Raw genomic sequence first — 17279 nt, forward strand, 5'->3', positions numbered from 1 at the left:
TTTTTTCCGACCAACAGACTTTACGTGAGACTAAACAAAAATATACAAGGAAGGTTTATTCTAAGATTTTCAAAATAAAGGCTTCTCACAACCTTAATTATGCTTTTCCCAGATGCATATCAATGTATTTACCTCTTCTAAGTAGTATCAGTATGCTATTTACTAAGAGTTAAACAGTGCAATATGCTTCACAATTTCACCAGTAAAGGGCTTGAAGATGGCAATAATTGACATCCGGGGAATATTAATTCCGGAAGATAGCAGATTATTATTACCAGATATGTTTGTTCAGTAACGGTTCAATTCCATTTCGCGGTAATTGCTGATGCTTACCTGACGAAAATAAAAATGAATGATATCAAGATAGGTATAACCTACCTGTGCCATTTCCATGGCTCCGATCTGGCACATACCAATGCCATGGCCAAATCCCCTTCCATTAAAAGTGACGGTTTCTCCGGCAGTTTGTAAAGAAAAATAGGTAGAGCGAAGCTTAAATTGATCTCTTATTTGCCGCATGGTAATATCAGGATTGCGATTAAAGTATTTCTGTCGATTGGTAAAGGTATAGTTACCATATTCTGCCGGGTTTGTAATTCCTTTCGATTGCAGAAAACTATGCCATTCACTCTTCGAAACTTGCTTTTGCCAACTGGCATTTCGGTGATTCTGGCAAAAGGGGTCTTGTACACTTTGAAGGTAGGGCAGGTCGCTTTGCCAATAGATACCAGCAGCACTGGTTTGTCCCCCACAACTCGAATGAAAGGGTGTCATGGCCAGCACCGAATCCCGGTCGATCAAAACCTGCCCTTCGGTAAGGCTTGTAGCGCGGTAAATATCTGGGTTTCTGGCGCTTCTACCGTGGTAGGCCTGGCAATGGACTTCGTCGCAGAGGTTAAATCCCTCTTCGGCATGTTTATTAATGTTTTTAATGGTGTATGTGCGCACCAAAACTCCCTGGGCTTTGTAATATTCCAGGCCGGCATTGATACCGCTTTCTGCTTCAATTACTGCCGCTATATACTTTTCGAGGTTGATGTGGTTTACCACTTTTAACTTGTTTCCGGAAATTTCAAAAATCAAATCATCATTGTATTCGCGAGCCTCGGTGGCAGGGTTTACTCCGCGTAAAAGCATTACACCATCGGCATCCTGGCTGCTCAATCGTATTTTTTTAAAAAGCCCTATTTGTGCATATTGGTCGCGCAGCTCAATTTTATCGCCCACAAGGTTGATAAAAAATATGCTGTTGCGTTTGTATTCAGCCAGTTTTTCGTCTTCGCAACTGAGCAGGTAGTTTCCCTGACGTACCGATAGGGTATAGGTAGTTACATTTTTACTGTTAAAAAGGCTGACTTGAATGGTTTGGGCAATCAGGTAACTTTGCCAGCAACACAGCAATACTGAAACAACAATTCTCATTTGCCACCCTTTAAAAAGTGAACCATATGCCTTGCTGTTCGCTCCGAGGTGCCTGGTCCGCCAACCTGTTCGGCAAGGCTGTTGTATTCTTTGAGCATTTGTTCGCGGTAGTCCTCATCGTAAAGAATTTGTGCAAGTTCTGATTTGATTTTTTTTCTTAAGTTGTATTGAAGAAATTCCTTTACAATAGGTTTGTCCATGATCAGGTTCACCAGCGAAAAATATTTTACCTGAAGCTTTACAAAGGGACTAAAAATGGCATACGACAAATGGTTGAAGCGATAAACAACTACTTGTGGCACTTTGAAAAGGGCTGTTTCGAGGGTCGCTGTTCCGGAGGTTACCACAGCGGCTTCGGCAATAGAGAGTAACTGGTAGGTTTGGTTCATGACCAGGGTGGCCTGATGGTCTTTTAGAAACGGTGCATAAAAGTCCTCGCTGAGTGAGGGTGCCCCTGCCACAATAAATTTATAATCCGGAAAGCAATCGGCTGCAGCCAACATATCGGGCAGGCATAGTTTTACTTCCTGCTTACGGCTCCCGGCAAGAATTGCCACGATGGGCTTATCGTTTAAGTTATACCGGTCTCTGAATTCCGATTCGTTTACCATATTTTCGGCTCTGAAATTACCAATGGAATCGCTTAGGGGATTCCCTACGTAAAAAGTCTGCTTATAACCTCTTTTAGCAAAATATTCGGTTTCGAAGGGCAGAATGAGGTACAATTGATCCACCCAGGCTTTAATCTTTTTAATACGCGATTTTTTCCAGGCCCATACCTTGGGTGAGATGTAAAAAAGAGTGGTAATTCCATGCTCTTTGGCAAAACGGGCCACCCGAAGGTTAAATCCTGCATAATCAACCAAAATCACTGCATCGGGCTTCCAGCTTAAAAGGTCGCTGTAACAAAGGGAAAAGTTATTTTTTATATGTCTGAGGTTCATCAATACCTCAATGGCACCCATGTAAGCCATTTTGCTGTAATGCACTACGATGTCTGCACCTGATTCCATCATTTTATCGCCACCAAAGCCACGGAACTCGGCCTCGTTGTCGAATTGACTGATACTCTTTATCAGATTACTGGCATGCAGGTCGCCCGATGCTTCACCGGCTATAATGTAATATTTCATCCGTATGTATTTGTAGGAATTATTGAAAGTTCCAGACCCTCATGCGCTTCAAGCAGGATAATTTCCTCATTTTGTCGAGTAGGAGCCTTAAAAGTCATTAAAATATAAATTGAATTAGTATAAGGGCCCCGGTTAAAAACAAGGTGGAATAAAGCACCCCTTTGGCCAGTAAATTCATGTCGTTCCAAATAAAAAGGAAAAATATCAGGGCATTGGGGAAAATACATCTGCTTAACAGCATGGGAAGCATTTTTAAAACAATCTGCTTTTGGTCAACAGCTATAAATCCAAGGTTTTTGGGGTCGAGCGGTCGTAAAATTGGATAAAGTAAGAGGGGAATTAAGAGGCCAAGTGCAATGCCCAGCCAGAAATAATCGTAACGGCGCAATCGGTCTAAAAATCCCATTGATTCATGAGTTTAATTGTTTCGTAACTGGTCAGGTCGCTATGCACAGGCACAATGGAAACATACCTGTTTTTCAGAGCCCACTCATCGGTATCGGTGGCTTCAGGTTCGTGGTTATGGTATTCGCCTGTGAGCCAGAAATACTCTTTTCCAACCGGGTCCAAACGCCTGTCGAATTCTTCTTTCCAATACCCCATGGTTTGACGGCAGATTTTTATGCCCAATATGTCATCGTAACCTCCTTCCGGAATGTTCACATTTAAACAAACACTTCGGGGAAGTCCGTTCTCCAGCACCATTTCGGTAATTTGCCTTGCATATTGCCTGGCGGCTTCGAGGTCAGAATCGCGGCTGTAATTGGCATGCGAAAACCCTATCGAGGGTATATGGTTGATGCTGCCTTCCAGGGCTGCACCCATGGTACCCGAATACAAGATACTGGTCGATGAGTTACTTCCATGGTTGATGCCCGAAACCAACAGGTCAGGCTTACGGGTGAGAATCTGGTTTATGGCAAGCTTTACGCAGTCTACCGGAGTGCCGTTTACGGCATACATACTATATTCTTCTGATTTTTTAATGGTGCGTATGCGAAGCGGATGCTTGACAGTGATGGCATGAGACATTCCCGACTGGGGTTCTTCGGGTGCTACTACAATGATATCTCCTAAATCCATTAATGCTTCTACCAGCGCGGCAATGCCCCTGGCGGTAATATCATCGTCGTTTGTGACCAGAATTAATCTTCTGCTTCCCGCAACCATCTTTTTTCTTGCAAAGATAATTTTTTTCGCTTTGATTCCAGAGTACTTCCGAGCTCATTGCTTAGGATTTGCTCAATATTTATACTGAACTGGTAAAGTAATCCTACTGGCTGTTACCTATCAGGCATTCTTTTAATCCTTCTCTGGTCAGGCTGCTTTTCTTTCGTGCCTGAAAGTGCAGCAGGAAAGTAAAAAACATTATTTTTGTTGCTTCCTGATTAAAATACTCCTTAGAAATTGGCGATATGAAGATTTCCTATAATTGGTTAAAAGATTACCTGCACACTGACCTGGATCCTGAAGAACTTTCGAAACTCCTTACCAGCATTGGTCTTGAAGTGGAAGGCCTTGAAGAATATGAAGAAGTAAAAGGCGGGTTAAAAGGTTTTGTGGTAGGCGAAGTGATGCAATGCAGCAAGCATCCGAATGCTGATAAACTTAGTCTTACCAAAGTAAATGTGGGCCAGGGCACTTTGCTCGACGTAGTGTGTGGGGCTCCCAATGTGGCTGCCGGACAAAAAGTGATAGTGGCCACTGTGGGTACTGAGATTTTTATGGGCGATAAGAGTTTTACCATTAGCAAGAGTAAAATCAGGGGTGAGGAATCGGAAGGAATGATTTGCGCCGAAGATGAATTAGGACTTGGAAAAGGACACGAAGGTATTATGGTTCTTGAAAGCTCCGCTAAACCAGGTACTCCTGCAGCTGAATTTTTCAATATCAAGAGCGATACAGTTTTTGAAATAGGTCTTACACCCAACCGCATCGATGCCGCTTCGCATATGGGAGTAGCCCGTGACCTGGCAGCCAGCTTGTCGCTGACTAAGCCGGTGGTATTGAAAAAACCGGAGACAAATGGGTTTAAGCCGGGCGATAACAAGGGTCAGATAATAGTTCGAGTAGAAGATACTCAAGCTTGCCGTCGGTATGCTGGTATTACTATCCGGCAGGTGAAAATTGCCCCATCTCCTTCGTGGATGCAGCATCGCCTGAAGGCTATCGGTATCAACCCCATCAACAACATTGTCGATATTACCAACTATGTGCTGCATGAAATGGGCCAGCCCCTGCATGCCTTCGATGCGGATTCGCTGGCTGGTAAAACCATTGTTGTGCGAAAAGCCCGCGAAGGAGAACTTTTTGTTACCCTCGATGGCACCGAACGAAAACTTTCTGCCAGCGACCTGATGATTTGTGATGCCGAAAAACCCGCTTGCATGGCAGGAGTTTTTGGTGGTTTGCATTCCGGAGTGAACGAGGCAACTCGAAATATTTTTCTCGAAAGTGCCAACTTCGATCCGATATCCGTTCGAAAAACTGCCCGCCGACACCTACTGAATACCGATTCGTCTTTTCGTTTCGAGAGGGGAGTAGACCCTGAAATTACCACCGAAGCGCTTCGACGGGCAGCCCTTCTGATTGCAGAAATTGCCGGTGGCATCATAGCTTCAGAAATTACCGATATATATCCAACTCCCATTAAGCCCATTCAACTGAGGGTGCATTACAGCCATATCGACCGGCTTATTGGTAAGAAGCTCGACCATGGGCTGATTAAAAAGATACTGGAAAGTCTCGACATTCAGGTGTTGGCCGAGAAAGACGATGCACTTGACTTATCCCTGCCACCCTATCGTGTAGATGTAACCCGCGAGGCCGATGTAATTGAAGAAATTTTGCGCATTTATGGCTACAACAATGTGGAGTTCCCCGATAAAATTTCAGCCAGTTTATCGCCTTCGGTAAAGCCGGATAATGAATTAATGGTCAATAGGATTTCTGATTTTATGGCCGCCAATGGTTTCAACGAGATTATGTCGAATTCCCTCACGCGAAGTGCTTACTATGCCAACCAGAAAACCTATCCGGCCGGGCTTGGTGTAAAAATTCTAAATCCCTTGAGTTCAGACCTCGATGCGATGCGCCAGACTTTGTTGTTTAACGGCCTTGAAGCTATCAACTACAACATCAACAGGCAAAACGGCAATTTGCGCTTTTTCGAATTTGGACGTTGCTATTCCCTCTCAGGCAAAACAGAGGATTCCAATGCCCTCAAAAAATATTCAGAAGAGCAGAGATTGGCTATTTTTCTGACCGGAAACAAGGCAGAGCCTTCGTGGTTTGCCCCAGATCAGAAAGCAAGTTTCTACAGCCTGAAAGCCTATTGCGAAAAGATAATAGAAAAAATGATTGGCCAGACCACTGCCTGCAAGGTTAGCCCGCTCGAAGAAAAAGAAGATCTGTTCCAGGGTGGTTTGCAGTATACAGTGAATAACAAAACATTGCTTGAAGTGGGTACTGTTTCGCCCTTGCTTGCCCGCCAGCTCGATATTGACCAGGAAGTACATTTTGCTGAGCTCCGGTGGGATATCTTACTGAAACTGTCCGGTAAGCCCGTTCATTTTAAAGAGATGCCCCGGTTCCCTGAGGTGCGGCGAGATTTGGCCCTCCTCATTGATGAGCAAACAAGTTTCTCACAGATTAAAGACCTTGCCCTGCAAACCGAAAAGAAACTCCTCAAAAGAATTAACCTGTTCGACTTTTACCAGGGAAAAAATATTCCGCAAGGCAAAAAGTCATACGGTGTTAGTTTCTATCTGCAAGATGAGCAGAAAACACTTACCGATACCGAAATCGAGCGCATAATGCAGAAAATGGCCGATAAAATGAGAGTGGAATTGGGAGCTGAGTTGCGGTAAATTAATAAATATGTATCAGTTACAACTATTAAAAGGAGATATCACTTCACTACAAGTCGATGCCATAGTCAATGCAGCCAATTCCACGCTTTTAGGAGGTGGTGGTGTCGATGGCGCCATACATCGCAAAGCTGGCATTGGTTTACTCGAAGAATGCAAAAACCTGGATGGTTGTGCCACTGGCGAAGCCAAAATTACCAGTGGTTACAACCTGTTGGCAAAATTTGTAATTCATACCGTAGGACCTGTGTGGCGTGGAGGAGGTTTTCAGGAAGAAGCACTGCTGCAGAGTTGTTACTACAATAGTCTGCGCCTTGCTGAAAAGTTCAAACTCAAATCCATTGCTTTTCCGAATATCAGCACGGGCATTTATGGCTTTCCGAAAGACAGGGCGGCTATTATTGCCATAGAGACAGTGAAGGAGGCGGCCATGAGTTTTACGCAAATTGAACAGGTAATATTTGTGGCTTTCGACGAGGAAAATTACGATATTTACCAAAAGCTGCTGACTTGATAGCTTGTAGATAATCTGACAGCTTATCCATTTCAGGCTTAAGTTTTTCTTACAATACCAATTACTTTGCTGAAAACCATCCTAATATCCGGCTTTCTTATTCTTGGGATCACAGGTCAAAGCCAATGTGTTTTCAGAAATACCACCTTTGCCACCGGCGAGTCTATCGAGTACGAAGTCTATTACAACTGGGGCTTTGTCTGGCTCAATGCCGGATGGGTGCGGTTTCAGGTAAAAGATACCCTTTTTAATAAGTACGATTGCTATCTGCTCGATTCCTACGGATCGAGCCATAACTCATACGATTGGCTTTACAAAGTGCGCGACCATTATCGCTCTTGTCTTCATAAGGAAAGCCTTCAGCCGCTGTATTTTCATCGAAAGAATTACGAAGGTGGTTACGAAGTTGATGACCGGTATGTATTCAACTGGAAAAAAAAAGAAGCCTATGCCTATACCCAAAACAGCAAAAAGGCCTTCTCTATCGATACTGTAACTTTACCCGCTTGTACCTTCGACCTGCTCTCGCTTATATACTATGCCCGTAACGTGGATTTCGACAACATGAAAACAGGCGACAAACTTCCTGTAATTACCATTATTGATACTACTGTTTACAACCTTTATATCCGATATCTGGGACGAGAGAAGATTACAGACCGGAACGGAAAAGAATTTGCCTGCATCAAATTTTCGGCTTTGTTGGTAGAAGGCACCATTTTTAAGGGGGGCGAAGATATGTTTGTATGGGTTACCGACGATGCCAACAGGATTCCTGTGTTGGTAGAATCTAAGATTTTAGTGGGGTCGGTAAAGGCCTATCTGTCTGGCACAAAAGGTTTACGGCATCCAATTAAATATTTCTGATACTATGAAGCGATTTGTCTTTCTTTCTTTAAAGGTTTTGTTATTTGTATTTTCAATCCACGCCCAGGATGCAGAATATCTGATTTATGAGTACAAAGAACATCAGGACAAGGTAAATACCCTGGCTTTCGATGCATCGTCAGGCAGGCTGGCTTCAGGTGGAGAAGATAAAAGCATTGTGGTGCGTTTAATAGGTTCTGATAGTCCTTCATTGCAGCTGACTGAGAACTATTACCCGGTAAAGGACCTTGAATTTTTTGGTTCCGAACAATTGTTTGTTTCGTCTGGTAGCGACATCAAACTAATCAACCTAAATGGTGAAACAGTGGCCTTATACCAGGGTTGTGCCACCCACATCTGGTCAATCGATTATGCACCTGAGCGTAATAAGCTAACTTCCGGTTCTTATGACCGTAGGGTGAAAGTATGGGATGTAGCTACTATGAATATAGACTTTGAGCTGACTGGTCATGAAAAAACTGCTCTTGTGTCTGTGTTCAGCCTCGACGAAAATTACTTAGCCACCGGATCGAGAGACCAGAGTATAAAAATATGGAATGCTCAGAACGGCTTGTTGTTGCATACATTCGAAAAACACTCCGGAAACATTTACGACCTGCAGTATCATCCCAATACGCGCTACCTGGCCTCAGCATCAGACGATAAAACCATTCGCTTATGGGATGTGGATCAGAAAGAGTTGGTAAAAACATATGCGGGACATCAGGGAGCTGTGATGGATATTGCTTTTTCGCCGGATGGTTTTTTTCTTTATAGCGCCTCCATAGACGGCACTGTTATCATCTGGGAGGTAGCAACAGGCCAGAAGCTTTACAGCTTTGTCGAACATACCGGAAGTGTCAATGCCCTGGCAGTGAGTTCCGATGGAATGATGGTAGCCACCGCCGGCGACGATGGAAGGGTGATTTTATGGAAATCGGCAGCTGTGATTGCAGTAGACACCTATTATAAAGATAAACTTGAAAATGAAAAGGCAGAAACCCCCCTTTTTCAAGCCCGCCAGAAAGGTGAATCGAAAGAAGCCTGGCAGCAGAGATTGCAGGAAGCCAGAGTTGCTGAGAAGCTGCTGATTGAGAAGTATTATCAGCAGTATACCCAAAGTAAGAATAACAAGAATATCCCTTAACAGGAAGCAGTTACCTCATTGAAGAACATGATTGCAGAAGAAAAAATGGATATGCATTTTTAGAGAATTCAATGCAACACTGCACCGATAATTGAAAATTGGATGCTGTGCAGCGAGATGCAACAATTGACAATCTACCCAAAGCCAATAACTGTTCCGATGTCGATAAGCTGATTTCTTTTGCAAATATGCAGGCAGATAATAAATTCCATTCTGAAAGATTACACTGCTTATAAAACATGGTGGATTTAACAAGGAAGCGTGCAGATTATAGGAAGTTTTTATTAAATTCGTTAACTGTCTGTATTCTTTACAACGAAATGATGCTTCCAACAAAAGCTAATGAGTTGATTGTAAAGCAAACTGTAAAACAAGTCCTTCAGCCATAATTGTTCTGCAGGGCTAGTTGATCAAAGCGGGTATAAAACATTAAGGATATGATTCAAATGAAAAGTTTTTTTGTAGTCCTGGTCGGCAGCATTCTCAATCTTCTTGCTACGATGGCTCAGGTTATTCCTTCCGATGCTCCGTTTTATCACTACACCAGCAAAGAAGGTTTATCGCAGCAGGTTGTAAGGGCCATTATTCAGGATACAGAAGGGTTTATATGGGTAGGTACCGAAGATGGGTTGAATAAGTTCGACGGATATGAGTTCAAGCAGTTTCGTAGTATACGTAACGACGATCAGTCTCTTCCCGACAACTTTATACAAGCCCTGGCCCCTGCTAACGATGGTGGGGTATGGGTGGGCACCAATAGCGCCGGACTTGCTAAGTACGATGCCTCAACCAATAAATTTATCCGGTTTCAATACCAGGCAGATAACGTAAACAGTATTTCCGATAACCGTATCGAATCTATTTACGAAGACACTACTGGCACGGTTTGGGTAGGTACTAATGGCGGTGGCCTTTGCCGTTTGAATCCTAATACAGGCCAAGTTAATCGATATATGTATTCCGGAAAGCCAGGGACTATAGCATCAAATACAGTATTAGGTATCCTCTCCGACCGGCAGGGTGCACTTTGGATACGTACCAATGAGAATATCCAAAAATTCGATCCACTCACTGAAACTTTTAACACTGCCAATGCCACAGTGTTCACTCCATCTACCGATATCCGAAATTCTTTTATACTCGATCAAAATCAGGATATATGGACCTCGGTTGGGGCAGTCTTACTGCGTTACAATACTCTTACAGGGCAGGAGGAACTGATACCTTTCAGTAATTTCACAGCCGAAAATCTATTGCTGCTCGATGTCGCTTCGCTTAACGACAATTACCTCTGGGTTTCCAGTATGGGCGAGGGTATTTTCCTTTTCGACAAACGAAATTACTCAGTGGTCAATTTCAGGCACAACCCTTCGAATCCGGCCAGTCTTGCCCCCGGTGGCATTCTTGCATTAATTCAGGACAAGACCGGCTCCCTCTGGCTTGGAAGTAACAGCATTGGAATAAGTAAGCTTAACATAAACCGGAAAAAATTTCAACATTTCAAAAACGATCTAAGCGACCCAAACAGCATCAGGGGAAATACAATACGGGCACTTCTGGTCGATTCGGATTATACCATCTGGGTGAGTGTTAACTCCATGCTCGACAGGCTTACGAGAGATTATGTTACAGGTAAGTATCAGCGTGTAAACGACAATCGTTTCGACTTTTTTAACTCTAATATTACAGTTCTTTTCGAAGATTCCAAACGCAATATCTGGATAGCAAGCTGGGGTCAGGGAATGGTCATGCTCCGGGGCGGATCGCCGGAGGATGTCATTACATTTGGAACAGACAATAAGGATGTGACACTAAGCGAAAACATTATTCAGGCAATCTACGAAGATCGTCATGGTAATTTCTGGATTGGCACTGAAACTTCACTTGATTTATATAACCCTAACACCGGCATGGTGCGTACTTTTAGGCATAACCCCAATAATCCCAATTCGCTTGCACCTTATGGAGTGCAAGCCAACACCATTGTTGAAGATGCCTTTGGAAATATTTGGGTAGGCACCTGGGGAGGCCTAACTCAAATGGTACCAAAAGATAAGGAAATCAATTCCTTTGATGTTGATTACACTTTTATTCGTTATTTGAACGATCCTGAAAATGAAAATTCTATTAGTGATAACCGCATTATTTCTCTCTATTATAATCGCAAGATAAACACTAACGAAATCTATGCTGGTACTTACGGAAGCGGTCTCAACCGCATTAAGTTTGGAGAGAAAGGAAAAGAAACCCCACTTATAAAAGTATATACACGATCAGAAGGTTTGCCCAATGATGTAGTGTATACCATGCTTTCTGATCCAGAAGGAAAAATCTGGTTAAGTACTAATCATGGACTGTCCTGCTTCGATCCAGCTACCGAAAAATTCATTAATTACGATGTCAACGATGGATTGCAAGCCAATCAGTTTTTCTGGGGAGCTCGCGCTATAGGATTAAATGGAGAGTTGTTGTTTGGAGGCATCAATGGATTTAATATGTTCAACTCTTCTGAAATAGTGCAAGACGAGACTAAGCCGGAAATAGTTTTTACTGACTTAAAAGTAATGAATCAATCCTTGCAGGTAGGCCAGAAAGTAAATAAAAATATTATCCTGAAGAAAGGGATTAATCAGACCAGCAAAATTGTGCTTACACACCGCGAGAATGTTTTTTCAATCGAATTCTCCGGACTGCATTATGCATTTCCCGAAAACAACCGGTATCGATATATGATGGAGGGTTTCGATGAGGACTGGATTGAGGTTGACAGTAAAAAACGCTTTGCTTCCTATACCAACCTGAATCATGGAAAATATACTTTCAAGGTAGATGCCTCTAATTACGATGGAATCTGGACAGAAACCCCGCGTGAACTAAGAATTGTCATCCGACCTCCCTTTTGGAAAAGATGGTTGTTCAGAATATTTGTACTAATCGTGATAGGTTTAATAGCCTATGAATTTTACAACCGCAGGCGGGCCATGATTGAACAAGACAAGCGACTGCTCGAGGGTAAAATTAACGAAGGAGAAAAACTGATTGCGGAGAAAGTGCAGGAAGTTGAGCTTCAGAAAGAGCAAATCAGAAAGCGTGATATAGAAGAAGCCGAGATGCGGTTTGCCAATCAGGGTATGGCGCATTTCTCCGAAGTACTTTCTTCCAGTGAGGATGACCTTCACAAATTATCGAAAAGTATTGTATCAGAAATGGTAGGATATGTGGGCGGTGTAATGGGGGTAGTGTACCTTTTTCAAGAAAACAGCGAAGACGGAATTCTCGAACTTTATGCATCATACGCGGCCGATGCCGAAACACTCAGCAAAACACACATCCACATTGGTGAGGGTTATGTAGGAACAAGCTTTCTCGAAGGAAAAACCATTAGTATTGACCATGTACCTGAGACTTATGCACGCCTTGGTTCGGGACTTGGATCCGTTTCGCCTTCGCATATCTACCTGGTTCCCATAATGCAACGCGATAACAAGCAAGGCATACTCGAAATAGCCACACTCAAAGCACTAGAACCTTACAAGGTGAAGTTTATGGAGAAAATCAGTGAGAATATGACTTCCATAATCACGGTGCGAAAAGCAGGAGAAAAATTAAACTATCTGCTCGAACAATCGCATCAGCAAACAGAAGAATTACGTTCGCAGGAAGAGGAAATGAGGCAGAACATGGAAGAGATGCTGGCAACCCAGGAAGAGACAAGTCGTCGCGAAGAAGATTGGAAACGGGAACGCGAAAAGATGTTGCAACGCGAGGCAGAACTGGTGGAAGAGAATAAGAAGCTCAAGCAGATGATTGACGAAAAAGAATCTACTTGATTTCTGAATTTAAATTGAATGATGTCTTTTTTCTCGAAACAGACTGCAACTTATTCCTGTTTACTCCCAGCTTGTAATAAGGTAATTAAGCATTGTTAACTTTTTTAGGAAGTCAGCAATGGTAACTTATACAATATTTAGCTATATTTCTATTTGTATTAAAAAACCTTCACATGCTCAAGCGCCTATCCATATTCAGTATACTTGTTATAAGTGTGCAACTGATTGCTGCCCAGTTAATTTCACCTTATGCGGCTTTTAAACGCTATACCAGCGAAGATGGTTTGTCACAGCAGGTTGTCCGTTCAATTGTTCAGGACCAGGAAGGATTTATATGGATTGGTACCGAAGACGGCCTCAACAAGTTCGATGGTTACGAATTCAAACAATACCGAAACATCCGAAACGACCAATCCTCCCTGCCCGATAATTTCATTTATGCTTTATGCCCTTCTGCCGACGGTAGTTTATGGATTGGCACCAACAGCAGTGGTATAGCCCGCTTCGATCCGGTATCGAACAGCTTTAAAAATTGGCCTTCCGATCCGGCAAATCCAAATTCATTGAAGGCCAACCGAATTTATACCCTCTACGAAGACAGTGAAGGGATATTATGGATTGGAACCTATGATGGTGGTTTGTCTCGCTTTGACCCTAAAAGTGAGGAGTTTACAAACGATCTTGCCGATGGAAAATTCGAAAGCCTGGCCTCTAACATGGTTACAGGAATACAGCGTAGCAACGATGATACCTTATGGGTCAGAACCAGCGATGCACTGCAGGTATTATACCCAAAGTATTAACACGCAATGCATAAGAGGAAATCAATGAGCTCGTAATTTACTCACTGGACCACAAGTGTATTGTTTTTTAAGACAAGAGCAAGTCTTATGTTAATATTTCAGATTTTATTGAGCTTCATAGAATGGAAAAATCTGACAAACAAACAACTAAAGAAACGCTTCGATGGGTGTATATCACGATTAGCAATGCAAAACGAAGCTTCCTAGGCAATTATCATAAAACTAAAGGAAAGTATCTGCAATTATATCTAAACGAATTTGTTTACAAATTAAAAAGTCGATACTTTGGGAATAAAATTCTTGACAGGCTTGTAATTGCCAAAATTAATGGGTTAAGATAGAATTAAGGATATAGGATTTAAATATTAAGCAAATGAGAATTAAACCTGTTTTTATTTTAGTTTGTGCATTATTAATCGTGCATACAGAGAAGGTAAAATCTCAAATTCATGACTATAAGTTTAAATATTTTACAGCAGATTTAGGATTATCTAATAATCGAGTTTCAGCCGTATTACGCGATAGTAGAGGATATTTGTGGATAGGTACCGAAAATGGATTGAATAGATTTGATGGAATGAAAATTACCATTTATAAGAACAATGAATTACTCAATAATTCATTATCTAATAATACAATATTGTGTATTTATGAAGACCATTTAAGTCAATTATGGGTTGGGACCAATGATGGCCTCAATTTATTTAACAGGAATACGGAAACCTTTAAACGATACAAAACCGAATCAGCAAATAGTATTAGTGGAAACTCAATAACAAACATTTATGAAGATGAAAAAGGGAATATGTGGATATCGACCACAAACGGGTTTAATAAATGGGACAGGGAAAAAGATACTTTTGAAAAGTTTTATCCATCAGAAAAATCTAATATTCAATCGAATATAATAGATTGCATAAGAATGGATGCTAATGAATTTCTTTGGCTTGTTACAAGAGATAATAAGCTTTGGTGTTTTGATACACGATCCTTGCAATTCAGTAATTTTACTGATTCATTATTTACTTCAACAACCGGATTACTCAAAAAGCTATTGATAGATAATTCAGGAATGATTTGGATAGGGACCGAAGGAAACGGGCTCTATTCATTCGATCCAATTAATAAAAACTTCCAACAATACAATACCAATGGAGATGGAAAAGGAACGAATGGCAAATCAATTAAAGATTTATTTTTGGATGGCGATCGCTTTCTCTATATAGCAGTTGATCTTGGAGGTGTTAATAAGCTTGATATAGAGACTAAAACCTTTTATTACCATGTGTCGGACGAAAAAAAAGAAAATACTTTAAATACTAACGCTGTCTGGACAGTCTACAAAGATAATGAGGGTATTCTATACGTTGGTACTTCAGTAGCTGGGTTAAATATTTACAATCCACTGGAAGATCGGTTTAAAACTTATAAGCATATTGCAAATGATGAAAATTCACTGATTTATAATGTTGTATTTAAATTTTTCGAGGATTCGAAAGGATTAATATGGATTGGAACAGATGGTGGAGGTGTAAGCGTTTTCGATCCGAAATTGAAAACATTTAAAAATTACGAACATGATCCTAATGACCCTTACAGCTTGAGTGGTAATGCCATCTTGTCAATTTGCGAAGATAGAAACCATGATATCTGGCTTGGAACATGGGGCGAAGGTTTGAATCGCTTTGACAGAAAAACCGAAAAATTTTATCATTATACATCAAATCCGAATGATCCTAATGCCATATCAAATGTGAATATTATTAATTTGTTCTTAGATAACGATGGAAATATTTGGATATCTTACAATACGCTTGAGCTAGATGTATTTAATGTTCAGCAGGGTGTAATAAAAAAATACAGTGCTAACGCTTCTGATCCAGCTTTTGTTTTTAATAGCTTTGTTCATCGTATTCTTCGACAAACCAATGAAAAACAAGGCTTTGCAACAATCAATGGGTATTTTGAGCTCGATGAGGTTACTAATGAGCTTAAAGAAGAAAAACGATTGACAGGATATAAATTAACAGATGTATATCTTGATAAAAAGGGAAATTATTGGGCAGCGACATTAGATAAAGGATTAATCATATCGACACCCGATGGGAAAATTGAAGAGCATAATGAAACAAATGGTTTTTTGTCTAACTCGGTTTCTGGTATACTCGAAGATAATCATGGAAATATGTGGATTTTAACTGCTTCTGGTTTAACAAAATATATAGTTCAAACAAAGCAATTCCGTAATTTCACCATTTCTGATGGCTTACAAGGAACACAATTTACAAGATTTGCCCGCTTAAAGGATAAAGATGGAAATATTTATATTGGTGGTTATAATGGATTTAACGTATTCAATCCAGATGATATAAAGGTAAATAGTGTTATTCCACCAGTCTATATCGATGAATTTCAGATTTTTAATGAATCTGTAAACATCAATACTCCCAATTCTCCATTAAAACAATCTATTACAGAAACGAAAGAAATTGTTTTATCCAATAAGCAATCTGTATTTTCATTTGGTTTTTCAGCTATAAATTTTACTTATCCTGAAAAAGCTCAATATGCTTATAAAATGGAAGGATATGATGAAAAATGGAATTATACGAACTCTTCACGCCGATATGCAACTTATACAAATCTTGATGCTGGTGAATACGTTTTTAAAGTAAAAGCATCAAATAGCGATGACATTTGGAATGAAATAGGAACCGCAATAAAAATAAAAATATTGCCTCCCTGGTGGGCAACCTGGTGGTTCAGAATTTTGGTACTAATGCTTCTGGCCTATATTGCCTATAAAATTTACGAGCGCCGTACCGAAGGTGTCAGGCGCGACAAGGAACTGCTCGAAGGAAAGATCCGTGAAGGGGAGCTGATTATTGCTGAAAAAGTAAGAGAAGTTGAAAAGCAACAGGAAGAAATTAAAAAACGAGATATTGAAGAGCATGAACTTAGGTTCTCTAACGAAGGACTTGCCAAATTTTCTAACATTCTCACTTCAGCCAACGATAATTTTAAAGACCTCTCGCGACAAATTATCTCCGAGCTGGTATCTTATGTAGGTGCTTCGATGGGAGTACTTTATATTTACCACGAAAACAGCGATGGCGGTTACCTCGAATTGTTTGGATCTTATGCAGTGGATATTACCGAAGGTGATAAACAAATTTTGAAAGTGGGAGAGGGTTATGTGGGTACCAGTTTTGCCGAGGGAAAAACAATAACCGTAAATAATCTGCCACCAGGATATGCAAGATTTACCTCAGGCCTTGGCGAAGTTCAGCCTGGATTTCTTTACCTTGTGCCAGCCATGCAGCTCAATAATAAGCAGGGGATTATTGAAATAGCTTCGCTTGAGGAACTTGAAGCATACAAAATTCGATTTATTGAGAAAATAGGCGAGAACCTTACTTCAGTGATTTCCATACGCAAGACCAGCGAGCGACTGAACGAACTTCTTGAACAGTCGCATCAGCAAACTGAAGAGTTGCGGTCGCAGGAAGAAGAAATGAGGCAGAACATGGAAGAAATGTATGCTACCCAGGAAGAAATGAGCAGACGTGAAGAGGAATGGAAAAAAGAACGCGAAGATCTGACCCAAAACAAGGAATCGCTCGAAGATGAGATCAGAACCTTAAAGGCCGAGTTAGAAACACTTAAAACAAAACGATAAGTCATCCACAAAAAA

Annotated in this window: 12 protein-coding genes; 8 read left to right on the forward strand and 4 right to left on the reverse strand. The window is 41.2% G+C overall.

The window, feature by feature from the left end; all coding sequences use genetic code 11:
- Positions 1 to 288: 288 nt before the first annotated feature.
- The 4 genes from IPM71_12355 to surE all read right to left on the reverse strand — a co-directional run bounded on the left by IPM71_12355 (position 289) and on the right by surE (position 3725).
- Positions 289 to 1422 (reverse strand): SpoIID/LytB domain-containing protein, encoded by a 1134-nt coding sequence (locus IPM71_12355; protein QQS50366.1) that lies wholly within the window; start codon positions 1420 to 1422, stop codon positions 289 to 291.
- Complete coding sequence (gene lpxB / locus IPM71_12360; GenBank protein ID QQS50367.1) at positions 1419 to 2555, reverse strand: lipid-A-disaccharide synthase; 1137 nt, start codon at positions 2553 to 2555, stop codon at positions 1419 to 1421. Before lpxB ends, IPM71_12355 begins: the two co-directional genes overlap by 4 nt.
- A gap of 97 nt (positions 2556 to 2652) precedes the next feature.
- Positions 2653 to 2961, reverse strand: a complete 309-nt coding sequence (locus IPM71_12365; GenBank protein QQS50368.1) for a hypothetical protein — start codon at positions 2959 to 2961, stop codon at positions 2653 to 2655.
- Entirely contained in the window at positions 2949 to 3725 is a 777-nt protein-coding gene (gene surE / locus IPM71_12370; protein QQS50369.1) for a 5'/3'-nucleotidase SurE, read from the reverse strand. The genes IPM71_12365 and surE overlap by 13 nt, the downstream gene beginning before the upstream one ends.
- A 245-nt stretch (positions 3726 to 3970) precedes the next feature.
- Here surE and IPM71_12375 point away from each other — a divergent pair, with 245 nt between their 5' ends.
- From IPM71_12375 to IPM71_12410, 8 genes are all read left to right on the forward strand, one after another.
- Complete coding sequence (locus tag IPM71_12375) at positions 3971 to 6424, forward strand: phenylalanine--tRNA ligase subunit beta (protein QQS50370.1); 2454 nt, start codon at positions 3971 to 3973, stop codon at positions 6422 to 6424.
- Positions 6425 to 6434: 10 nt separating this feature from the next.
- Entirely contained in the window at positions 6435 to 6938 is a 504-nt protein-coding gene (locus IPM71_12380; protein QQS50371.1) for an O-acetyl-ADP-ribose deacetylase, read from the forward strand.
- A gap of 66 nt (positions 6939 to 7004) precedes the next feature.
- Positions 7005 to 7805, forward strand: coding sequence for a DUF3108 domain-containing protein (locus IPM71_12385; protein QQS50372.1), 801 nt, complete (start codon positions 7005 to 7007; stop codon positions 7803 to 7805).
- 4 nt (positions 7806 to 7809) lie between these two features.
- Positions 7810 to 8952: a WD40 repeat domain-containing protein gene (locus IPM71_12390; GenBank protein QQS50373.1), complete on the forward strand. Its 1143-nt coding sequence runs from the start codon at positions 7810 to 7812 to the stop codon at positions 8950 to 8952.
- Between the two features lie 437 nt (positions 8953 to 9389).
- Positions 9390 to 12782: a GAF domain-containing protein gene (locus tag IPM71_12395; protein ID QQS50374.1), complete on the forward strand. Its 3393-nt coding sequence runs from the start codon at positions 9390 to 9392 to the stop codon at positions 12780 to 12782.
- A 173-nt stretch (positions 12783 to 12955) separates the two neighbouring features.
- A complete protein-coding gene (locus tag IPM71_12400) occupies positions 12956 to 13585 on the forward strand; it encodes a hypothetical protein (GenBank protein QQS50375.1) in 630 nt (209 codons plus the stop codon).
- 122 nt (positions 13586 to 13707) lie between these two features.
- The gene (locus IPM71_12405) at positions 13708 to 13926 is read left to right on the forward strand and encodes a transposase (GenBank protein ID QQS50376.1); all 219 of its coding nucleotides are present in this window, start codon (positions 13708 to 13710) and stop codon (positions 13924 to 13926) included.
- 32 nt (positions 13927 to 13958) lie between these two features.
- A complete protein-coding gene (locus IPM71_12410) occupies positions 13959 to 17264 on the forward strand; it encodes a GAF domain-containing protein (GenBank protein ID QQS50377.1) in 3306 nt (1101 codons plus the stop codon).
- Positions 17265 to 17279 lie beyond the last annotated feature (15 nt).

The sequence above is a fragment of the Bacteroidota bacterium genome (genome assembly GCA_016699695.1).
Classification (GTDB): domain Bacteria; phylum Bacteroidota; class Bacteroidia; order Bacteroidales; family UBA10428; genus UBA10428.